This is a genomic window from Bacillus sp. THAF10 (assembly GCF_009363695.1).
In the GTDB taxonomy this organism is placed as follows: Bacteria; Bacillota; Bacilli; order Bacillales; family Bacillaceae_I; genus Sutcliffiella_A.
The window spans coordinates 1638789-1662167 of the sequence record NZ_CP045403.1 but is presented as its reverse complement, the minus strand read 5'-3'; the positions used below and the strand labels follow the sequence as shown (position 1 = coordinate 1662167).

General features: G+C 38.9%; 21 protein-coding genes. All 21 read right to left on the bottom strand.

Annotation, left to right across the window (positions count from 1 at the left end; genetic code table 11):
• Nucleotides 1-62 precede the first annotated feature (62 nt).
• The 21 genes from FIU87_RS08760 to bshC all read right to left on the bottom strand — a co-directional run bounded on the left by FIU87_RS08760 (nt 63) and on the right by bshC (nt 23336).
• Nucleotides 63-323, bottom strand: a complete 261-nt coding sequence (locus FIU87_RS08760; protein ID WP_152444239.1) for a YlmC/YmxH family sporulation protein — start codon at nt 321-323, stop codon at nt 63-65.
• Between the two features lie 116 nt (nt 324-439).
• A complete protein-coding gene (gene sigG, locus FIU87_RS08755; RefSeq protein ID WP_152444238.1) occupies nt 440-1219 on the bottom strand; it encodes an RNA polymerase sporulation sigma factor SigG in 780 nt (259 codons plus the stop codon).
• Nucleotides 1220-1359: 140 nt separating this feature from the next.
• On the bottom strand, nt 1360-2079 hold the full coding sequence (gene sigE / locus FIU87_RS08750; protein WP_152444237.1) for an RNA polymerase sporulation sigma factor SigE: 720 nt from the start codon (nt 2077-2079) through the stop codon (nt 1360-1362).
• A complete protein-coding gene (spoIIGA, locus tag FIU87_RS08745) occupies nt 2039-2995 on the bottom strand; it encodes a sigma-E processing peptidase SpoIIGA (RefSeq protein WP_152444236.1) in 957 nt (318 codons plus the stop codon). The genes sigE and spoIIGA overlap by 41 nt, the downstream gene beginning before the upstream one ends.
• Before the next feature lie 321 nt (nt 2996-3316).
• Complete coding sequence (gene ftsZ / locus FIU87_RS08740; RefSeq protein ID WP_152444235.1) at nt 3317-4483, bottom strand: cell division protein FtsZ; 1167 nt, start codon at nt 4481-4483, stop codon at nt 3317-3319.
• Between the two features lie 50 nt (nt 4484-4533).
• Complete coding sequence (gene ftsA / locus FIU87_RS08735; protein WP_152444234.1) at nt 4534-5823, bottom strand: cell division protein FtsA; 1290 nt, start codon at nt 5821-5823, stop codon at nt 4534-4536.
• A 104-nt stretch (nt 5824-5927) separates the two neighbouring features.
• Nucleotides 5928-6296: a small basic family protein gene (locus FIU87_RS08730; RefSeq protein WP_152444233.1), complete on the bottom strand. Its 369-nt coding sequence runs from the start codon at nt 6294-6296 to the stop codon at nt 5928-5930.
• Nucleotide 6297: 1 nt separating this feature from the next.
• Nucleotides 6298-7017, bottom strand: coding sequence for a DUF881 domain-containing protein (locus FIU87_RS08725; RefSeq protein WP_253905544.1), 720 nt, complete (start codon nt 7015-7017; stop codon nt 6298-6300).
• A gap of 31 nt (nt 7018-7048) precedes the next feature.
• A complete protein-coding gene (locus tag FIU87_RS08720) occupies nt 7049-7735 on the bottom strand; it encodes a DUF881 domain-containing protein (protein WP_152444232.1) in 687 nt (228 codons plus the stop codon).
• The gene (locus tag FIU87_RS08715) at nt 7719-8525 is read right to left on the bottom strand and encodes a cell division protein FtsQ/DivIB (RefSeq protein ID WP_253905543.1); all 807 of its coding nucleotides are present in this window, start codon (nt 8523-8525) and stop codon (nt 7719-7721) included. The genes FIU87_RS08720 and FIU87_RS08715 overlap by 17 nt, the downstream gene beginning before the upstream one ends.
• A gap of 92 nt (nt 8526-8617) precedes the next feature.
• Entirely contained in the window at nt 8618-9526 is a 909-nt protein-coding gene (murB, locus tag FIU87_RS08710; RefSeq protein WP_152444231.1) for a UDP-N-acetylmuramate dehydrogenase, read from the bottom strand.
• A 363-nt stretch (nt 9527-9889) separates the two neighbouring features.
• Nucleotides 9890-10990 carry a stage V sporulation protein E gene (spoVE, locus tag FIU87_RS08705; RefSeq protein ID WP_152444230.1) on the bottom strand — a complete coding sequence of 367 codons (1101 nt, stop codon included), beginning with the start codon at nt 10988-10990 and terminating at the stop codon, nt 9890-9892.
• A 75-nt stretch (nt 10991-11065) separates the two neighbouring features.
• Nucleotides 11066-12418, bottom strand: coding sequence for a UDP-N-acetylmuramoyl-L-alanine--D-glutamate ligase (murD, locus tag FIU87_RS08700; protein WP_152444229.1), 1353 nt, complete (start codon nt 12416-12418; stop codon nt 11066-11068).
• Between the two features lies 1 nt (nt 12419).
• The gene (gene mraY / locus FIU87_RS08695) at nt 12420-13394 is read right to left on the bottom strand and encodes a phospho-N-acetylmuramoyl-pentapeptide-transferase (protein ID WP_152444228.1); all 975 of its coding nucleotides are present in this window, start codon (nt 13392-13394) and stop codon (nt 12420-12422) included.
• 218 nt (nt 13395-13612) lie between these two features.
• Complete coding sequence (locus FIU87_RS08690; RefSeq protein WP_152444227.1) at nt 13613-15082, bottom strand: UDP-N-acetylmuramoyl-L-alanyl-D-glutamate--2,6-diaminopimelate ligase; 1470 nt, start codon at nt 15080-15082, stop codon at nt 13613-13615.
• A gap of 120 nt (nt 15083-15202) precedes the next feature.
• Complete coding sequence (locus tag FIU87_RS08685) at nt 15203-17134, bottom strand: stage V sporulation protein D (RefSeq protein ID WP_152444226.1); 1932 nt, start codon at nt 17132-17134, stop codon at nt 15203-15205.
• 190 nt (nt 17135-17324) lie between these two features.
• Nucleotides 17325-19541 (bottom strand): penicillin-binding protein, encoded by a 2217-nt coding sequence (locus FIU87_RS08680; RefSeq protein ID WP_152444225.1) that lies wholly within the window; start codon nt 19539-19541, stop codon nt 17325-17327.
• Nucleotides 19541-19900: a cell division protein FtsL gene (gene ftsL, locus FIU87_RS08675; RefSeq protein WP_152444224.1), complete on the bottom strand. Its 360-nt coding sequence runs from the start codon at nt 19898-19900 to the stop codon at nt 19541-19543. The genes FIU87_RS08680 and ftsL overlap by 1 nt, the downstream gene beginning before the upstream one ends.
• Before the next feature lie 23 nt (nt 19901-19923).
• Nucleotides 19924-20862 carry a 16S rRNA (cytosine(1402)-N(4))-methyltransferase RsmH gene (gene rsmH, locus FIU87_RS08670; RefSeq protein ID WP_152444223.1) on the bottom strand — a complete coding sequence of 313 codons (939 nt, stop codon included), beginning with the start codon at nt 20860-20862 and terminating at the stop codon, nt 19924-19926.
• Nucleotides 20863-20975: 113 nt separating this feature from the next.
• Nucleotides 20976-21407, bottom strand: a complete 432-nt coding sequence (mraZ, locus tag FIU87_RS08665; protein WP_152444222.1) for a division/cell wall cluster transcriptional repressor MraZ — start codon at nt 21405-21407, stop codon at nt 20976-20978.
• 300 nt (nt 21408-21707) lie between these two features.
• The gene (bshC, locus tag FIU87_RS08660; protein ID WP_152444221.1) at nt 21708-23336 is read right to left on the bottom strand and encodes a bacillithiol biosynthesis cysteine-adding enzyme BshC; all 1629 of its coding nucleotides are present in this window, start codon (nt 23334-23336) and stop codon (nt 21708-21710) included.
• Nucleotides 23337-23379 lie beyond the last annotated feature (43 nt).

Below are 23379 nucleotides of genomic sequence, written 5' to 3'. Positions count from 1 at the left end.
TACCACATTTTTCTACATTCATTGAATGATATTCATCCCTTCGACAATAAATTTCGCGTTTTTCACTCCTCGTACGTTGTTTCCATTTTATTTTGATAGCGAACAAGAATAACATCAGCACCTATTTTAACAATATTGCGCCAAGGAATAACAACTTCTTCATCCTTCCCAAAAAAGCCTAACACTTTGCCACCACCGGTAATAATAATTGCTTCTATCTTCCCGTTTGTTAAATTAATGTCGATGTCTCCAATGTTTCCTAACTTTTTTCCGTCAGATACACTAACAACGTCCTTCATTTGAAAATCTGAAATTTTAACCATGCGTCATTCCTCCAAATTAATATCATTTATTAACTATATGATACTTGCCTCTTTCTTCATGAGGAAAAAAGAAAAAAAGCCAAAATCCCTTATAGCTGGAATTTTGGCTTCTTTCGTTAACTCTGTATATTTTTGTTCATTTGCTTTATTGCTGCTTTTTCAAGACGTGATACCTGGGCTTGTGAAATACCAATTTCGTCAGCAACTTCCATTTGTGTTTTACCTTGAAAAAATCTTTTTCTTAAAATGAGCTTCTCTCTATCATTTAGTCTTCGCATTCCTTCTTTGAGTGCGATTTCTTCAATCCACTGTATGTCCTTATTTTTTTCATCACTTATTTGGTCGAGAACATAAATTGGATCGCCACCATCATTGTAGATGGGTTCAAACAAGGATACAGGGTCTTGAATGGCATCAAGAGCAAACACAATTTCCTCATGCGGTACCTCTAATACCTTGGAAATTTCTTCAGCTGTTGGCTCTCTAGAGGTTTCACTCATCAATCTTTCTCTTACTTGCAACGCTTTGTAGGCAATATCCCGTAATGATCGAGAGACTCTTATTGGGTTATTATCTCTTAAATAACGTCTGATTTCTCCAATTATCATCGGAACTGCATATGTAGAAAATTTTACATTTTGTCCCAAATCAAAGTTATCAATGGATTTCATCAATCCAATGCAGCCAACTTGAAACAGGTCATCTACAAATTCTCCACGGTTGTTAAACCGTTGAATAACACTTAATACAAGCCTCAAATTCCCATTGACTAATTTTTCGCGCGCAGACAAATCACCGCTCTGCATTTCTCGAAATAACTTTCTCATTTCTTCGTTTTTTAGTACCGGAAGCTTTGAGGTGTCTACACCGCAAATTTCAACTTTATTACGTGTCATTCTTTCCCCTCCAGTCAGGAGTTGCTGTTCAGAGTCAGTATCTCCTTAGGAGGGAAAAATATGCACTTGTTAAAATCTATCTATTCTGACAAAAAGCGTAAACCCTTATCAATCTTAAGTAAAACTGAGAAAAAATTTTTTTACACCATTTTATTAAATTCTTTTCTTAATCTTTTTATGATTCTTTTTTCCAATCTAGAGATATATGATTGCGATATTCCGAGCATATCTGCTACATCTTTTTGTGTTTTTTCTTCTCCACCAACAAGGCCAAAACGCAGCTCCATGATTTGTTTTTCCCGATCACTTAAAGATTCCAATGCTTTTAATAATAACTTTCGATCGACGTTTGCCTCCAAATCCTTTGTAATGATGTCCTCATCCGTTCCCAACACATCGGATAATAACAATTCATTCCCGTCCCAATCAATATTCAGCGGCTCATCAAATGACACTTCTGAACGAACCTTGTTATTTCTTCGCAAGTACATGAGGATTTCATTTTCGATGCATCGAGAAGCATAAGTGGCTAGCTTAATTTTCTTCTCAGGATTAAAGGTATTTACAGCTTTGATCAATCCAATCGTTCCAATGCTAATTAAATCCTCAATATTGATGCCTGTATTTTCAAATTTTCTTGCGATGTAAACGACTAGTCGAAGGTTTCTTTCAATTAAAATCGATCTTGCTGCTTGATCACCTTTAGGAAGCTTAATTAATAAGTGCGCTTCTTCCTCCTTCGAGAGTGGTGGAGGGAGGGCTTCACTTCCTCCAATATAATAAATCTCATCAGTCTTTAATCCCAGTTTCATTAATAGTTTATACCATAAATACGTTAGCTTTATCTTGAGCTTCCCCAATGTTTATTCCTCCTTGCAGCATTTTTGGATGTAAGATGCACATATAGTCACCCTCAGATGAGAGGTTGGTTTTTGTCAATCCAATTAAAAACTTGCTCGTTTCTACATATTTTTGATCATGAATAATAATGGCTTTATCCGGCTTGATTGCAAGCATAAGCGTAGTAGCTTTTCCAACAGCCCGGTACGGGACAATTCGGATTCTATCTACCCACTTCGTATCAGATGAAAAAGTAGGCCAACCTTGTGTTTGTGAAATGGAGTCTACAGCTTGTATTAATTCTTGAGGAATGAATGCTTGCATCGCAGAGATTTCGGCAATCATAACGGGAGTTTTCGTGATAGGATCTAGTAGCTGATTACCGCTATCTACTAGAGCAGGGATAGTTATCACTTCCTTTTCTATCCAAATTTTAATGGTGGCTAATTGGTCGTATTTAAATTTTCTCGTCTCAATGGAGTCAAATTGTTTCTTGGAGAGAATTAAAAGAATGGGAAATCCGATAAGTACAAAGAGCCAGGATATAGGGTCCCCAAGTCCTCTTGTTAACGTCATGATGCTATCATTTGCAAATCGATGATCCACCTGTAATGCAAAATGAATGGCAAGCATGCCTCCTCCTATGGCAAAAGTCGTCACATAAAATACCAGTAAATTTTCCACAAAAGTTCGAATGCGGTGAAACCCAAAGGTTATTAGTATCATCGCAAAAGAAAACAAGATCTTTAAAAGGGGATTTGCGACTAGCGCTTGTAAAGGAGTAAACATAAGCACCACGATTAAGGAACCAATAAATGCACCAATACAAATTCTCCATGTCACCATTTGACGCTTTAATATATGCCCGGTAATTTTCAAGAGCAAAAAATCAAAACCAAAGTTTAATAGCCATATTGCATCTAAATAAACCGTCAAATTAAGTCCCTCATTTATTCCTCTTATATTTGAAACTAGTATAAATGACTGCTACTAGAAAGTCTGTCATTTCCTGCCGGTAGTAGATTACAATTTTTGAAAGATACGCACCATTTTTGTCGGAGTAATATTAGTGAAAAAATAAAGCTCTGTTTAACTACGCTGATGATTTCCGCAAAAGGGTCCGCTTCTGCGGGAGTCTACGCCTTTGCTACAATCAACAGCTAGAAACTTCCTTAATAACACTTTTCACTATCACCATTTTCAATACAAAAAGCACCAGACCTTATGATAAGGCTGGTGCTTTTGATTGCTTTTATATTAGCGACGACGATTTCTATTTCGTAGGAAAGTAGGAATGTCTAATGTTTCTTCCTGTTGATTTCCTTGATTTTGTGGACGTCTAGGTTCTTCCTGGCCTTGATAAACAGGCTCTTCACGTCTTTGTTCACGTTGTGGTGATTGCGGCTTTTGAGTAGGGGCCTTTTGAGCTCCAAAGACAGGACGACCACCTTGTTTGGCATGATTGATTTCTGCCTCACTAAAACCAGTCGCAATGACTGTAACGATAATTTCATCTTTTAGATTTTCATTGATTACAGAACCAAAGATCATATTAACTTCTTGATCGGAAGCAGACGCTACGATATCAGCAGCCTCTTGGACCTCGTAAAGACTGAGGTTTGTTCCTCCAGTGATGTTCATCAACACTCCTTGTGCTCCGTCAATGCTCGTTTCTAATAATGGAGAGGAAACGGCTTTCTTCGCAGCTTCGGATGCACGGTTTTCACCAGTTGCCACCCCGATTCCCATTAGTGCAGAACCTTTGTTACTCATAATTGTTTTCACGTCTGCAAAGTCAAGGTTGATAAGTCCTGGTGTTGCAATTAGATCAGATATACCTTGTACACCCTGACGTAACACGTTATCCGCTTCACGGAACGCTTCAAGCATTGGTGTATTTTTATCTACGATTTCAAGCAAGCGGTCATTTGGAATGACAATTAGGGTATCAACTGCTTCCTTCATTGCACCGATTCCACCTGCAGCTTGCGTAGCACGCTTACGACCCTCGAATGTGAATGGTCTTGTAACAACACCTACTGTGAGGGCATTCAAATCACGAGCAATCTGAGCAATAACTGGTGCTGCACCAGTACCAGTTCCGCCTCCCATACCAGCAGTTACGAATACCATGTCCGCGCCTTTTAACACTTCTTCTAACTGCTCCTTGCTTTCTTCTGCAGCTTTTTTACCTACTTCAGGGTTTGCACCTGCACCTAACCCACGAGTAAGCTTTCCTCCAATTTGCATTTTCACTTCTGCTTTTGATAGGTTAAGAGCTTGGGCATCCGTGTTAACGGCAATAAATTCCACACCTTGAACACCATGTTCAATCATGCGGTTTACTGCGTTATTACCTCCCCCACCAACTCCAATAACTTTAATCGTAGCTAATTGATCAATACTATTATCAAAATCTAACATGACTGTTCCTCCTAATTCTAAAAAAGTACTACCAATACAAAAACCGTCTATTATTCAAAGAAAAGTCCGAAAAATTTCTTTACTTTATTCCCAACCTTTTCTTCTTCTTGTTCTGGTTTTGATTGTTTTCCTTTTTGTTGAGTTTGTTTTCCACTACGTTTTTCTGTAAATTCATTTGAAGTTGCTGTAGCTTCAATTTTTCTGCCTTGAAGTTTCGCATTTTTATACGCAAATTGGATAAGACCTACTCCAGTTGTATATTGGGGTTCTCTGACACCAATATAATCCGGAACAGCTTTCCTGACATTATTGTTAAGAATAAGCTGAGCAAGCTCCAGGACTCCAGGCATGGAGGCAACTCCACCAGTTAAAACAAATCCTCCTGGTATCTCCTTAACTCCCAATCTTTTAATCTCGTGCTGGATTAATTCAAAGATTTCTTCCATTCTTGCTTCTATAATATCAGAAATTTCAAGCTGACTAAACTGTTGATGTTGATCGCTTCCGATTATTGGAACGCTGAAAACTTCTTCATCAGAGGCATGGTCATAAAAAGCATGTCCATGTTTTTGCTTTATTTTTTCTGCGTCCTCAGTAGAAGTTCGTAAGCCGATGGAAATATCCTTTGTAATATATTCACCACCCACAGGCAAAACGCTTGTCGCTTTTAAAAATCCATCTTCAAATACAGCGAGAGTTGTGGAGCCTCCACCAATATCAACTAGTGCTACTCCTAGGTTTTTCTCATCCTTTGAAAGTGCGATAGATCCTGCAGCAAGCGGCTGTAAACATATATCCGTTATTTCTAAACCAGCTCTTTCTACACAACGCAGTAAGTTATGTAACACAGTTTTTGATCCGGTAATGATGGTACCTTCCATTTCTAATCGAACACCAAGCATCCCTCTAGGATCATTGATTTCATCCAAACCATCCACGATAAATTGCTTCGGAATACAGTCGATAATTTCACGCTCTGGCGGGATAGAAAAGACTTGGGCAGCATCGATTACCCTTGCAATATCATCGTCTCCGATTTCTCTGTTTTCACTTGAAACAGCGACAACACCATGACAATCTTGGAGCTGAACATGATTTCCTGTGACGCCAACAACCACCCTGTTTATCGGCATGCCTACCATTCTTTCAGCTTGTTCTATTGCCTTATTTATGGAATGAACAGTTTCATCTATGTCTACAATCGATCCTTTTCTTAAACCAGTTGATTTTACATTACCGACTCCAATTATATTTAAAGTATCATTAACCATTTCTCCAATGATTACTTTAACACTGGATGTACCGATGTCTAAACTTACGTAAATCTCATTGCTGTTCATTCTCTGGCACCTCCTTCTACTCCTTAACAACCAATATTTTTTCAACAACAAACAAAAAACTTATTATATTAGAAAGTATTCCACACATATAATGTTTTCCCTTTTTAAAAATCACTTTTTTTCGATTTTTCTTTAGAAATAGACCATTTTGCTAATAATATTCTTCTTATCACCGCAATATTTTGGAAAAGCCTTACTCCAAACGCAAAAACTGCAGCTAAATATAAGTCTACACCAAGATGTACACCTAGAAAAGCTAAACTTGCTGCAAGCAGGATATTAAAGAAAAAACCAGATACAAATACTTTTTCATCATAATTATTTTGCAAATGAGCACGGATGCCACCGAATAGCGTATCAAGAGCTGCAAGAACAGCAATGGATAGATAGTTTGAATATTCATCTGGCACACGGATTTCCGAATACAACCCAAGCACAATTCCAATAATTAATCCTAGGAGAGGAAGCCACATGTCAACTCCCCTCCTTCCCAGCTTTTACCGGTTCCATATACTTTACTCTGATTTGTTCATCATAAGCTGGAACTGTCACTTCATTAATGGGTGTGCTTACATCTAGCATCAAATTTTCAATTGCAAATTCATCCATAGCCCTAGAAACCTGTAAACGATTGTAGAGCTTTGACGGGTCACTGGTAATTACGATGATTTCAAAATTGTCATTAGGAATCCAGGAGTTATTCACTTTCGTTCTGCCATTAATTTCTCTAATGACCGTGTGATTAACAATTCGTTGATTGGCGATACTAATTTCTTGGACCCCATAAGAATTTAACTCATTGACAAATCTTCTTAAAAGATCGGAAGATATATTATTCATTGGCTGTCCTAAAACTTCCTCACTAAACAACGGTTTGACTGTCATTCTAATTCCTGGCCCCTTCATCTCTGTTAGCCCTGCTTCTTGTTTTAATTCCTCAAGTGTCTCTCTGACAACCGTTCCCTTTGCTTCTTCCTGATCAATGGCATATTCCTGTATCATATTGTCATATTTTCTTATTTCTTGAATAATTTGCGACTGAATTTCTTGCTCTCGTTTCAAATCACTGCGAAGCTCCCATGTATCACGAGTGTCCCGAATGATCGGTTGCTTTACTGTTTGAAACTGTATGGCAATCATTAGTCCTACAATCATCGTAATAATGGTAAAACTTATTTTCCTTTTGTCCACCATGAACACCTAACCTCATAAGCATGCAGTCATTCTAACGGATAACAGGGTCGAGCACAACGAGATTATGCTCTTGTATCTTAACGGTAATATTATCAGCAACTAGTTGGTCCTTAACTCCCCCAAGAATATTGAGCGCTGCTACCATTACTTCCGAATCCCCTATCGCTGTTATGACGAATGGAGCAGGATGCTGATTGCCGTCAATAGTTATGACCGGACCATTGCAAATAATATAAGAGTCGTTTGTTATTCTCTGCCCATTAATAGCTACTGCAGCCGCACCAGAAATAAAAAGCTCATTCATCACTTTGAAAACATGGCTTTCATGCACAATGTAATTATTTATATTTTCTTCTGAAGGAGCATAAGAAGCATCCGCGAGTGTTACCTCTACTCCTTGTCCCTGTACTTTTACATTTCCATTATACATTCTGAGCTTGTCCACATCTTCCACGAGGTTAAACATTAATTGTTCTCCTCTAGCAAGCTCTTCTTCTATTGATTGTATTTCTTCTTGTTTTTGTAATAATTCCTGCTGAAGCTCTAAGTTGTGTTCTTCCGTTTTTAATAAAGTTTCTCTTATTGACCCATCTCGTTGCCATTGCCTGTCTGTAACATTTGCTTCTTCCTCATTTGTAAGTTGATAGGAATATGAAACGATAAACCCTAGCACAAGACAGACAAGCGACAGAACAACATGTTTACCCGTCACCTTCATCTGTTGCTTCCTCTTCCTCTCCAACTGATTCATATGGTTTAAAAAACGTACCAACCTCGATGTTTATAACTCCCTTAACAGCGGGATCTAGCTGCTCGACGATGGAAGGATAAGAGATCATTTTGTTAGCAAACCCAGGTATCGTCGCACTTACTTCAAATCCATCATTCATAAATAAAGTGATATGATGGGCATCGATGTCTGTAGGCGTGTGATGAATTTCTGAAATAGAATAAATGATAGATGGAGGAATTTTAATTAGCTCCCTAATAAAATTTTCCACCATCTCTCCGTTCTTCCAATTTAACATCAACGGAGCATCATCTGGTGTTGGTTCTTCTTTCGTAAGTACAGACAGCATTTTACCATTTTCCATGACAGGGTAATAGTTTTCGTTTTCGTATATATAAGCAACACGTTTAAATTCCTGAACGTTGATTACTACACTGTTGGGAAACTTTCTTTGCACTTTTGTTTGTGAAATCTCTTTGTGTTGTTTTATCAGATCCGCGACATCTTTTTCATTTACTCTCCAAATGCTAGTGTCCCCACTCAATTCTGCCAAAGTAATAATCTCTTTATCTGAGACGTGGAAGTTTCCCTCAACATCGATAGCTGATACTTTACTTAAGGGCGATTGTGAATAAATGATTAAAAAAAGCAGAATAAAAAACAAGGATAAATAAATGATTAATCTCCTGTTAGCCTTTTGCTTTCTTTGCTGCTTAATTTTCGGCACACGGTCTTCCAGTGTTACTACTTTCCCTTTTTCCATTGAAAACTTTTTCACCCCACCAAGCGTAATGATGCTACGCTGTTTTTATGCAAAGATTTTCTAGCATAATTATATCATAGATGGGGTGAATGCAAGGATAAAAACTACTATTTTCTTCCTATAATTTCAACTTCAGTTTCCATTTTGACGCCAAATTTTTCAAATACCGTCTTTTTGATAAAGGCGATTAAATCAAGGACATCCTGAGCCTTGGCATGGTTATCATTAACAATAAAATTACCATGCATCTCAGACACCTTTGCTCCACCAATCATATGGCCTTTTAAGCCTGCTTTTTCTATCAGCTGGCCTGCATAGTCAGGCAGTGGGTTTCTGAAAATACTACCTGCACAAGGATAAGAAAAAGGCTGGGTGTCACGACGGTAATCTTTGTTCTTTTGAAGAAGTGCGACTATTTCCTCTCTATTCCCTTCCTCAACTTCCAAAACCGCCTCTAAACAAATACCTGGTCGTTCTTTTTGAAGAATAGAAGTTCTGTAGGAAAAGTTTAACTCTTCTGGTGTTAACCAAGACATCGTTCCATCCTCAAAAAGAATATGAGCTTTTTTTAATACTTTTGACATATCTGATCCATGGGCACCTGCATTCATATACACAGCTCCACCTACTGATCCAGGTATGCCTGCAGCAAACTCAAGGTTAGCCAGCCCTTTTTTACTAATAATAGTGACAAGCTTGATAAGAGAGTAACCTCCACCAACATGAACCTCATTTCCTACTAACTCAAAATGATCCATGCCATTTCCAAGCTTGATGACGACTCCTTCTATTCCCTTATCTGATACAAGTAGGTTGGAACCTCTGCCAATTGCGGTCCACTTCATCTTATAAGCATCAATAACCTTCATTGTTTCTTGAAGTTTTTCTAGGCTCTTCGGCTCTACAAGAATGTCTGCTGGTCCACCAATTTTCATGGTCGTATGATTTGCCAATGGCTCATTGGGCAATACTTTGCCGACTTCTTTATCCTGCAGTTCTTTTAATAATTTTTCCAATGTCAAATCCTCCTAAACGCACGTTCATAAACACTTCAGCTTCATTATTTAATACACAGTGTATGCATTTATAAAATGAATGGTACATAAGCCTATCATATTAGAATCATTTGACCAAGTGAGTCTAGATTTCTATGTATGGAAGGAAAAAGGCTGTAGTTTAATACCCCTATCTCCCAATTGATAAACTTGTAAAAACAAACTGTGAATGGTACAAAATTGCACAATACTCTAATAGTATAACCCTAGTTAAAGATGTGCAACGAATATTAGTTATTGTAATCAAATTTTTATACTTTGTCATATAAACTCATAAAAACCCCTGACCGAAATGAATCCGGACAAGGGTTTTATTTTGTTGGACTAATATTTTGCATATCTGCTGATATTTAATAAAATCCCAACAGCAAGCAGCATTAATGTTAACGATGAACCTCCATAGCTTAAAAACGGGAGCGTGATACCAGTTACAGGCATTAAGCCCGTAACAACACCTACATTTATGATAACCTGGATGGCAATCATGGCTATAATACCAATGGCTAAAAAGCTACCATATAAATCAGGTGCTCCAATGGCAATTCTGACTCCTCGCCATAAAAGCAGCGCAAACAATAATACAACTAAGCTTCCACCAATGAAGCCAAGTTCCTCAGCTAGAATAGCAAAGATAAAATCCGTTTGCGGCTCAGGTAAGTAAAAGAATTTTTGCCTGCTTTGGCCGAGACCTAATCCTAAAAGCCCTCCAGGTCCGATTGCATAAAGAGATTGGATAATTTGAAACCCACTTCCTAATGGATCCTCCCATGGGTTTAAAAAGGAGGTAATTCGTTTTATACGATATGGTGCTGATAAAACGAGCCCCACAAACCCCGCTACTCCAAGAAGACCAAGCCAAGCAAAATGACTTATCCTAGCACCTGCAACATAAATCATCACGATACACGTGCCAACCATTACGGTGCCTGTTCCTAAATCCGGCTGCAGCATGATCATACCAAAGGCTAAAAAAACGAGTCCAAGACTTGGAACCAAGCCTTTTTTGAAGGAAGTAATTTTTTTTTGATTTTCACTTAAATATTTTGCAAGAAAAGCGATCATCGCTATTTTCATAAATTCTGATGGCTGAACGGAAAATGCGCCGACTCCAATCCAGCTTCTTGAGCCATTTCGCTCCATTCCAATTCCTGGTATCAGAACTATAACAAGCAGAAAAAAACAAACGAGAATCAATAGCTTTGCCCATGTTCGCCATGTCCAATAATCCACATTCATAATAAAAAACATCGCAGCAACACCTAAGCCAGCAAAGAGAAGCTGTCTTTTTGCAAAAAAGAAGGTATCCTGAAATTTATAGTCAGCCCATACTGCACTCGCACTATATACCATGATTAATCCGACTGCGAGCAGGGTCAATGTGGTTAGTATAAGGATAATGTCAGGAGTTGAACGCTTTTTAGACAAAGGAAACACCTCTAATAATGAAATTAGGGCTGCAGGATGTCTATACTCACTTCCAACACACATGTGGCCAAGCCCTTACTTAAGCTTATGCACCGCTTCTATAAAAATGTCTCCACGTTGTTCAAATGTTTTATATTGGTCCCAGCTTGCACAAGCAGGGGACAACAGGATAACATCTCCACTTTCTGACAATTCATAGGCTACCGGTACGGCTTTTTCCACATTATCGACATGTTTTACTTGATTTATTCCAGCCTTCTTGGCAATCTTTTTCAATTTTTCTGCAGTTTCTCCAAACGTCACAAGAGCTTTGACATTTTTAAGAGCTGGCAAAAGGTCATCAAACTCATTTCCACGATCTAGTCCGCCTGCAAGCAAAATCACATTGTCTTCAAATGAAGAAAGTGCAGCCTGTGTGGAAAGAATATTCGTTGCTTTAGAATCATTATAAAACCTTCTGCCTTGATAGCTTTCTACGAATTGCAAGCGATGCTTTACTCCGCTGAAAGTCGTTAACACAGCTTTAATCCCTTCATTTGTACCATTAAATAGCTTAACAGCTGAAATAGCAGCTAAAATATTTTCAAGATTATGCTTCCCTGGTAGTACAATCTCTTCGACCTCTATTATTGGTTCGCCTTTAAAATAAACCACTCCAGCGTCCATGTATGCCCCGTCCTCAACTTTACTTTTCGTTGAAAAAGGCACAATGGTAGCACCAGAACCTTTTACAAGCTCCATGACCTTCTTGTCGTCAGCATTTACAACAGCAAAGTCTTCACTTGTTTGATTCATAAAAATTCTCGCTTTGGCTCTTCCATATTCTTCTAGAGTTCCATGATAATCGAGATGCGCCTCAAATATGTTTAGCAGAATGGAAACTTTAGGGCGAAAGCTTTCAATGCCCATCAGTTGAAACGAGGACAATTCTGTTACCATCACATTCTGTTCGGTTGCCTCCTGTGCAACCTCTACTGCTACATTCCCAATGTTACCGGCAATCAACGGATTTTTATTAGAAGCTGTCAGCATCTCATGAATCAACGTTGTCGTCGTAGTTTTGCCATTAGAACCTGTGATAGCGATAAATGGAGCTTCACTTAATTCATAAGCAAGCTCCACTTCTGTATAGATTGGAATGCCTTTCTTTTCTGCTTCCACAAGCAGTGTATTGTTATAAGGAATTCCAGGGTTTTTGTAAATGACATCAATCTTTTGATCCAATAGAGAAAGAGGATGCCCTCCACAAACAACATCCATTCCAAGTGAAAGCAAATGCTGTGCATGTGTATTTCCTTCAAGAGGACTTTTGTCATTCACGGTTACTTTGGCACCTAGTTTATGTAATAATTCCGCTGTGGCAGTACCACTTTTTGCAAGCCCCAGCACTAAAACATGTTTATTCGCATAGTGATTAAGTTGTTTCATATCAGATCCACACCTCTAGATAAATTCCAAGGATTGAAAACAATAGTCCTACTGTCCAGAAAGTTACCACAACGCGCCACTCAGACCAGCCAACTAGTTCATAATGGTGATGCAATGGACTCATTTTAAAGACCCTTTTTCCAGTTGCCTTAAAGGAAATAACTTGTATGATAACGGAAAGAGTTTCAATGACGAATACTCCTCCTATAATAATAAGAATGATTTCAAGTTTCAATAAGACTGCGACTGTAGCGATCGCTCCACCTAGTGCAAGTGAGCCAGTATCGCCCATGAATACTTTTGCAGGATGTGCATTGAAAACTAAGAAGCCAAGGAGCGCCCCTACAACTGCTACTGCAAAGATGGATACTTCAAATTGTGACTGGTACCATGCTAGAACAGCAAATGCTCCAAAAGCCACCGAAGCTGTGCCTGAAACAAGGCCGTCCAGACCATCCGTTAGATTGACTGCATTAGAAAAACCAACTAACCAGAATATAAGAAAAAGAACATAGAAAAATCCAAGTTCAATAGAGATATCCGTACCAGGAATGCTAACCGCTGTGGAAAAATCAAATTGAACAAAAACGAAATAAAAAACAACGGCAATCACAATTTGCCCAATTAGTTTTTGCAAGGAAGTTAAGCCTAGGTTTCTTTTCAACACGACTTTAATAAAGTCATCCAAAAAGCCAAGTAACCCGTATCCCACTGTTACAAAGAGTAAAAGATACGTCTCAACAGATGCTTCAGCAAAGGTACCTGTTATAACAAGTGTCGTTACTACTATGGAAAGTAGTATCATAATCCCACCCATTGTCGGTGTTCCAGTTTTTACGAGATGTGATTGTGGTCCTTCTTCCCTGATGCTTTGACCAAACTTCAGCCTTCGCAGGAAGGGAATAAAAATTGGTGATAAAAGTACAGTAATTAAAAAAGATATAACGATTGCAAATAAAATAACCTGTTGTTGCATCGTTATTCCCTCCTTTCTTTTAGCAAAATAAGAGGTATTATCATCAACTATGATGAATAATACCATTTTGTCTTGATAATGAAACACATTATTAATTTCAGTGTACCAAACATAAATTTTATCTTTTTTTTATGCTCATGAAAATACTTTTTTTCATTTGTAATGAAAACGAAACGAATGTAGGAGCTTTGATGACTCATTACCCGTTATATTTTAGACTATGAACTTTTTTTTGCCTGTATGGCTTCAAGGGCTACTTTTCTGTCATCAAATTCGAGCGTCCTCTCACCAATAATTTGATAGGTTTCATGTCCTTTTCCAGCTATTAAAACAACATCTCCTGCTTTTGCTTCCGATATAACTTGGTAAATAGCTTTCTTTCGATCTTCAATAATCTCGTACTTTTTGTTTAATACACCAGCTTCCATATCAGCAAAAATTTGTGAAATTGCTTCTGATCTTGGATTATCTAATGTAAAAACCGCTTTATTCGCATAATTTACTGCAACAGCTGCCATTAACGGCCGTTTAGTTCGATCACGATCACCACCACAACCAACTACGCAATAGAGGTTTTCGCCTGACAGCTCTTTTGTTGCTTTTAGTACATTTTCTAGGCTATCGGGTGTGTGAGCGTAATCAACAATGACGGTGAAATCCTGACCTGCTTCTATTGCTTCAAATCTTCCTGGAACTCCCGTAATGCTCTCTACTACAGGAACAATTGTTTCCATGGGGATATTCGAAGCATAGCAAGCACTAATTGCAGCTAGCGCATTATAGACACTGAATTGTCCTACCATTTTTAAACGCACTGGAATAACCCTGTTATCAAATACAAGGTCAAAAGCAGTACCTTTGGCCGTGGCAACAACATTTTTGGCCATAATATCACTAGTTTCGGTGATACCGTATGTTAAAACTTGAGCGGCAGTAGCCGTTTTATAGAATTCACACGAAGGATCATCCGCATTTAATACAGCAAATTTTGGTTTACCTTGGTTGTATGTGTTTCCTAGTGAAGAAAATAGCAACGATTTTGCGAATTGATATTCCTGCATGGTTTGATGATAGTCAAGGTGGTCTTGCGTTAAATTGGTAAAAACAGCAACATCAAAGTCACAGCCATGCACCCTTCCCATGTGGAGCGCATGAGAAGAAACTTCCATTACAACCGTTTGAACATTTTCCTCTACCATTTGGTGAAAGGACTCCTGAAGTGTTAAGGCATCTGGAGTAGTATTTTTGACAGGAAAAGTTTCATTTCCGATTTTCATATAGATGGTGCCAATCATTCCTGTTTTTTGATTATACGCTTGATGAATAGCTTCAATAATATGAGTGGTGGTGGTTTTGCCATTCGTACCTGTAACACCTATTAGTTTTATCTTATGAGTTGGGTGGTGGTAAAAGACATCCGCTAAAATTGCCATCGCTTTTTTGGAATCAGGAACGACAATTACCGGTGCGGACAATGTCAGTTTTTTTTCAGAGATGATTGCTACAGCACCATTTTTAATGGCTTCAGAAGCGAATAAATGCCCATCAACCGTGTACCCTTTTATACAAAAGAATAAACTCCCCTTCCTCACGTTCCTAGAATCCATGGAAAGGGAGGTGATTTCAGGGTTACATTCAGAGGACACTTCATATCGATGAAGATTTTCTATTAGATGTTGAAGCTTCATGTAGATCAGACCCCTTTGGTAATCTTAAACCTAACTGCTACTTTACTTTATAATTCCATTCTATCCTATTTAGGAAAAATAAACCAATGACACCTATCTTTCTAAAACAGTATTTTTGGTTCAATCGCTCTCTTTCTTTCCAGATAGATACACTCTCACCGTGGAACCTTCCTCTACTTTTGTCCCAGGTGCAGGTGCTTGCTGGACAACGGTATCCCCTTCTCCGCTAACTTCTAGCTTGAGTGTTACAAGCTGCTGAAGTATTTCTTTTCTAGTCATTCCTTTTAGGTTGGGAACTTCTACAAGCGGGACGTCTGGCCATTGGAGTTCTTTTTCAATTTGACCTTTTCTTTTTTCCACATCCAGGGCAATTAGGCTATCCTCCATTATATTCCCGACAATTGGTGCTGCTACTACCCCACCGAATTGAACCGTCCCCTTAGGATTATCCACAGCAAGATAGACAACAATTTGAGGATCATCAGCTGGAGCGAAACCAATGAAGGAAACAATATGATTATTCTCCATATACCTTCCATCCTTCACTTTTTGAGCTGTCCCTGTTTTCCCGCCCACTCGATAGCCTTCAATGAATGCATTTCGGCCAGTTCCTTGCGCCACCACACTCTCAAGGGCATACCTTACCTGTTGAGAGGTTTCCTCTGAAATAACTCTGCGTTTCTCCACGGGAGTTTTTCTTGAAACCACCTCACCTGTTACAGGATCCACAAACTCCTTTGCAATATAAGGTGTATAGAGGATACCTCCATTAACCGCAGCAGCCACTGCAGCAACCTGCTGGATCGGAGTAACAGATACCCCTTGACCAAATGCTGTGGTTGCAAGCTCCACTGGTCCAATCTGCTCCGGTTTAAAAAGAATCCCTTTTCCCTCTCCAGCTAGGTCAATCCCTGTTTTTTCTCCAAATCCAAACGATTTAATATAATCAAAGAGTTTGTCCGTACCAAGACGTTGACCGAGCTCTACAAACCCAGGGTTGCATGAATTTTGGACAACCTCTAAAAATGTCTGATGGCCATGCCCACCTTTTTTCCAACAACGAAGCCTTGCACCATCTACCATCGCTGCGCCCCCATCATTAAATGTATCTTTTGTTAAGTTTACTTTGCTCTCCTCAAGAGCAGCAGCAAGTGTGATAATTTTAAAGGTAGATCCTGGCTCATACGTACTCCAAACAGGCAGATTTCTGTTATACACTTCTGGAGCAACACTTTGAAATTCTGCAGGATCAAAATCAGGTCTAGACGACATTCCGAGGATTTCGCCAGTGTTTGGGTCCATTGCAATGGCAATGATTCCATCTGGGTTGTACAATTCTTGTGCGAGATCAAGCTCCCTTTCCATAATGGTTTGAACCCGTGAATCAATCGTTAGTCTAAGGTCTAGTCCATCCTGTGGTGCCTCATAATCATCCGGAATATCTGGCATTCTTCTTCCTTTTGCATCGGAATAGAATTGAACATAGCCTTTTTCGCCCTTTAATTGCTCATCATAATATAGCTCTAAACCCATCAGCCCTTGGTTGTCAATCCCTGCAAAACCAAGAACATGGGAAAGATAGCTTCCAAAAGGATAGTGCCTTTTCGAATCCTCTGCAATATATACTCCTTTTAAATCGAGCGCTCGTATTTCCTTTGCTTTTTCGTGGGAGATTTTTCTTCCTTCTGGATTAATTTTTTCCATCGAAGAGTTTTTCGTGATCAGCTTGTACAACTTCTCTTTCGACATGTTTAAGACAGGTGCAAGTTTTTCGGCGGTTTCATTCGGGTCTTTAATTTGTCTAGGAACGACAAAAACGGTTGGTGCACTCATGTTGGTTGCTAGTGGAACCCCGTTTCGATCCATAATCTCCCCACGCTCTGGTTCAAAGGGAATATTGCGACTCCATGAATCCCTCGCCCTGTCCGTTAACATATTCCCAAGTGCAATTTGAACATACCCTAAGCGCAGATCAATGATACTGAACAGCAGAATTCCTACAAGAAGTACGATGGTTAGTCTTCTGCGCACCGTCACATGAGATACCCTCATCTATTCCGTTCCCCCTTTAAAAGTTTGCATCGAAAGCTCATACCACTATGAGCCCACTATATTCGTAGTAATATATGCTTGTACTTGAAGGGATAGAACTTTTCAACATCTCACAAAAAGAAACCTTAGAACAGAAAAACTGCTTTGCTAAAGGAGGTGTCCATCCTTCTGCAAAGCAGTAAATTGCACTTTATTCACCCTCTGAATTATTATCTTCGGAAGCTTCCTCTTCTGCTTCCGTTTGTGGTATCGGTCTGTTCGTACGAAGGGTTACCGTCAGTTCATTTCCTTTTTCCACAGGGGTTCCAGGTATGATGCTTTGCTCATGCACATACCCATTGCCCTTTACAGAAATGTCGAGGTCAAGTAAATTAGATAATTTCCTAACATCTCTTAGACTCCAACCAGTCATATCAGGAATAGGTGGAGAAGCCTCTGTTATTAAAATGACTCTCTCTCCTTTAATGACTTCCTGACCAGGTTGAGGGCTTTGTTTGATAATTTCCTTCCCTTCTCCTACAACCACATAGTCTGGTCCTTGACTCTCAGAAGAAACTTGCGTCACATTCTTCCCAACAAGCTCAGGAACCTTCACACCTACCTTCTTCTTTTTCGGTGTAGAGACTTGATTCTCATCAGGTTGAATGCTCATGTATTGAAGACTTCTTTTCATCACAGAATTAAACACCCCTGAGACTGGACCAGCACCATTTTCATGCTGCGCAATCTTGGGCTTTTCTACTGCAACATACATAATAAGTTCTGGGTCATCTGCGGGAGCCATCCCCATAATGGAATAGATGTACTCTCCATGACCTGATAAATAGCCTCCAGGACCAGGAATTTGTGCGGTTCCAGTTTTTGCAGCGACCTTATAGCCATCCACACTATATGGACGACCAGTTCCATTTTCCGCACTCACTACAGATTCAAGCACTTCTAATACTTTAGAAGCTGTATCCTCAGAAATCGGTTTACCTTGTTGTTTTGGTTTGTTTTCTAATACCACTTCATTAGTATTAGGATTAACTATTTTGTTAATCACGTAAGGCCTCATCATTTTCCCACCATTGGCAATGGCCGTTGCCGCTTGAATTTGCTGGATAGGAGTAAATGCAGAGCCTTGTCCAAAAGCGGTTGATATCCGGTCTCGATGATAGTGATAGTTGATGTTACTTGATACCTCATCTGGAAGATCTATCCCTGTTGGACTATCCATTCCGAATGCTTTTATATATTCTAATAGTTTATCTGTTCCCATTTTTTCAGCAAGCAACGCAAACGCTACATTGGATGAACGCTGTACGCCTTCCTTAAAAGAAATAACTCCCCAGCCAATTCTATTATGATCATAAACTGGAAATGGATCATTTGGGAGTTTGTAGGAGCCTGATTCATATAGCTCGTTACCGTTAAAAACTCCCTCTTCTATCGCAGCTGCAAGCGAGAAAATCTTCATCGTGGAGCCTGGCTCATAGCGGTACGAAATGGCATCATTATTCCAATTATCCGTAAGTCCTTCTCTTGTGTTCAAATCAAAGGTCGGTCTGGATCCCATCGCTAAAATTTTTCCGGTTTTCGGATCAGCTACAATCGCAATAATTCGTTCTGGTTGGTACTCTTTCACCACATTGTTCATTGCTTCTTCTAGAAAAGTTTGAATCGTGCGGTCTAAAGTAAGATGTACATTATTACCATTGATGGCAGGTGCATAGGAAACATCAGAATTCATTGATAGCTTAAAGCCTTTATTATCTGTTTTTACGGACAATGAGCCATTTTGTTCTTTTAATTCATCCTCTAACATTTTCTCTAAGCCTGATACTCCTTTAATTTCCCCATCATCATTTGGTCTTGCAAAACCGATTAGGTGACTAGCAAACTTCCCATTGAAATAAAATCGTTTGGAGCTTTCTACAAAACCAATACCAGGAAGCTCTAAATCTTCTATCTCCTTCTTGACAGAAAGAGGCAAATCTCTTCCGATCGCACCAAATTCAACTTGTTTTTTTTCTGATAAGAGTTTTTCTAAAATTATGCCAGAATCAGCTTCAAGAACTTCAGCGAGTTTAGCAGCTGTTTCCTCTGGTTTGACAACATGACGAGGCTCTTCTTCATCGACAGTCAAGCTTTCATCTAACACAGCAACGAGATTAAAGGAAGGCGTATCTTCAGCGATAGGCTTTCCTGTTCGGTCTAAAATAGCACCTCTTGTTGCTGTGATTTCCTTATTAACGTTGTATCTGTCACTAGCTTCAGCAGAAAGATTTTGACCATGAGCTTCTCCGGTAGCCTGAAGGTAGAAAAAACGCCCAATTAATAGAAAAAAGAGCAAAGCAAATAACACAAGTAAAATTGCTGCTCCTAAATGAATTCTCTTTTTTTGAACTAAGTTTTGGGTACTCATTAGTTGCCTACGTTCTTAACATTATTTCCATTTAAAGTAAGGCCAAGCTCCTTGGCTTTTTCTAAAATAACCTCGTAACTGCTTTCTTCAGCTACTCTTAATTCTAATTCACGGTTTGTTTTTAATTGGGACTCAATAGAACCTTCCATCGTCTGGATTTCTCTGTTCACATGATAAATTTCCACATGATTATTCACAATCGTTAACGACGTAAATGCTACCATTCCAACAAACATACAACCTAACACTTTTTCCCCTAAGGTAATCTTTGCTTGCTTTTTAATTGCGACTTTCTTTTTTGGTGCTTGTTGTCTACGTTCTTCATGTTGCCGTTGAATTTTATGCGCTAAATTACTCATCCTCATTCCCCCTGACTCTTTTTTTAGTCTCTTATTTTTTCTGCAACTCGCAGTTTCGCTGATCTTGCACGATTATTTACTTCTAGCTCTTCTTCACTTGGCAGGATAGGCTTTCGTGATACAAGCTTTAATATCGGCTGAAACTCATCCGGAATGATAGGCAACCCTGGTGGTAACTGGGGCAATTGACTTTTCTCTTTAAATGCCACCTTACAAATTCTATCTTCTAAGGAGTGGAAGGTGATGACACATACTCTTCCTCCTGGGTTCAGCACATCTATTGCTTGATGAATGGCATCCTCAAACACACCTAACTCATCATTGACTGCAATTCGGATGGCTTGAAACACTCTTTTTGCTGGATGCCCGCCTGTTCTTCTTGCTGGTGCCGGAATGCCATCCTTAATAATTTCTACAAGTTCCAACGTGGTAGGAATCGGTTTTGTCTTTCGATATTCTTCAATTTTTCTAGCAATTTGTTTGGAGAACTTTTCTTCGCCGTATTGAAAGAAAATACGAACGAGCTTTTCGTACGGCCATTCATTGACCACATCAAATGCACTTAATGGACTTTTCGTATCCATCCTCATATCTAATGGCGCATCATGATGGTAGCTAAACCCTCTCTCAGGTGTATCAAGTTGCGGAGAGGAAACTCCAAGGTCAAAGAGAACGCCATCTACTTTCGTTATGCCTTCTTCATATAATTTTTCTTTTAGGTGTTTGAAGTTACTTTTAATAAAGATCACTCTGTCTAGATAGTTATGTAACACACCTTTGGCATGTTCGAGCGCGCTGTCATCTTGATCGAAAGCAATCAGTTTACCTTTATCAGAAAGCCTCTTCACAATCTCAGAGCTGTGACCTGCTCCTCCAAGCGTACAATCCACATAAATACCATCTTCTTTAATGGCAAGAGAATCTACGGATTCATTTAATAAAACTGTTACATGGTGAAACATTCTCCACCGCCTTTCTAGCTCATGGCTGTTAACTTCTTGATGCTGCTAATTCTTTCACTATTTTCTCTAAGTTATTGTTGAATTATCCAAGCTGTATATAATCTATCCCTTTTTTATAAGTCAAAATCCACGAGGTTTTCTGCAATTTCTGCGAAGGAGTCTTCCGATTCTTCCACAAATGCATTCCAGTTTTCCCTGCTCCAGATTTCAATTCTGTTAGATACTCCAATCACTACGCAATCTTTTTCCAGTTGTGCATATTGAACAAGCGGGCTAGCAATATTGACACGCCCCTGTTTGTCCAATTCACATTCAGAAGCTCCTGAAAAGAAGAATCGTGTAAATGCACGGGCATCCTTTTTCGTAAGTGGAAGCTGCTTTAACTTTTCTTCAACAGTACTCCAATCAGAAAGTGGGTATCCAAAGAGGCATTTGTCTAAACCTCTTGTAAGAACGAAGGTTTCACCTAAGTGTTCACGGAACTTTGCAGGCACGATCATCCGGCCTTTTGCATCAATTGTATGATTATATTCCCCCATGAACATTCGGCTTTCCCACCTTTCTTCTACTTTCCCCCACAATCCCCCACTTCTCACCACTTACTTTATTGTACTATTCTCTTCCCTAAAAGAAAATCCTTTAAGCCTAATTTTTTTTCGTTTTTCATCTTTTTACAACATTTTTTGACAAAAGAACGAATTCGGGATGAACTTGACTTTTTTTGGCTTCGACTGAGCTTAAAACTGTGTTGTTTTTCTTTGTTTCTACAAAAACAGTCCTTTTTATTTTGTTTGATTGTCAGAAAAAAGACATAAAAAAAAGCAACGGAATTTCCGCTGCTTTCCCTATAATTTAATTACTTTATGTTTTCCGTTGTGGTGGAGTGGAAGTTGACAGACTCTATGGATGAGGTCGGTTCCATAGGTGTTCAGGAAATAAAAGATATTCCAAACTCTTTCCTGCGGCATCCCTTGCGGCCGTAGCGCAAGCTCCACTTTTTCATATTTTTTCATGATGTTTTCATGTTTTTCATAAGCAGATCGTTCCATCAAACGTTGTAAATAGGAGAACTGCCTGTCAATAAGACGCCAGTTTTTATCAAAAGCAGGTTCAAGATGGGGCATCATATCATTGCCTAAGTCTTTAAATTTCATATGCACTTCTTGGTATTCTTTTTGATAATGAGCTAGCTTTTCTTCTAATTGATGCAATTCTGTTTGATACAACCAAGCTTTCTTTTTGCTTTCTAGACCGTTCTCTAGTACATCTGTTAATGACTCTTCTAGATTTTTTAATGAAGCTTCTACATGCCGTTCAAGGAAAGTGAGAGAAATTCTTGGAACAACAGGGGGCATCTCTAAATTTACAGCCTCAAAGCTATCCTTTAATTCTGCCCAATAGCTGATTTCTCCAGGACCACCGATAAACGCCAGTGTTGGAAACAGAAATTCTTGCATTAAGGGTCTCGTGACAACATTATTGGAAAAATGTGCAGGAGCTTCTTCCATTTTCTTTTTAAGTTCTTCCAAGGTTAGCTTCAGGCCGGAATCTTTCGTTGTGGCGTACGCTTCTTTTTCATTCCAATAAAGGAGCTCTCTCTCCCCATTACGATGATAAAAAAGGTTCATCGAATCCTCGCTCACTTCAAGGAGTGGGGCATATCCGAGATTTTCGAGATTTTCCTGACTGTGTAAAACTCCTTTGGTTATTTCTTTATTTTTTTCTAAGAGCTCTAAAAAGAATTTTGTTTCAATTTTCCTTAAGTTTTTGTCAGAAGCATTTACAAGAACTAAACCGGTTCCTTTAAATAATTCAGTTATGATGTGTGCAAAAAAGTCGGTAATGCTTTGAGACTTAATAAGAGCATCTTCAAGCGAAGAGATAATGTTCACTGTATGGGCAGTTTCTCCAAAGCTTTTCACTACCTCTTTAGCCCATTCCTTCAATTCTTCCTTATTAAACTCAAGTTCAGAGACCATTTTTTTACCAGATCCCTTTAGAGAAAAAGCATATTTCTCCATTTTCTCCCCGAGTGGAGAATACACATGATTAATTTCTTGATAATCGTGATCCTCCCCAGCAATCCAAAAGACAGGAATGACAGGCACCCCTAGTTTTTCTTCTTGTTCGCTAGCAAGTTTGATGATACTGATAATCTTAGAAATAGAATAAATAGGTCCAGTTAATAAACCAGCCTGTTGGCCGCCAATAACTACTTGCGTTTTCGCTTCCTTTAATCTTTCAATATTTGTTTTTGTGTGATGATCTGCATCAAAATATGCATTGTATGCTAAAAGATGTTCTGCAAGCTCATTTCTAGGATAGTTTCTATTATTCAAGCTTTCTTTTCTTTTTTCATATGTATGCTGAATATGGGGATTATACGTGAAGAAGCGTAGGATGCTTTCTTCTCCCTCCATGTAAGCGGATGAAAATTTATTAATAGTAGGGAGAGATATTTCTACTACATTCATAAAGTACGTCCTTTCTAATCGTTCATATATGCTAAGTCTTTAT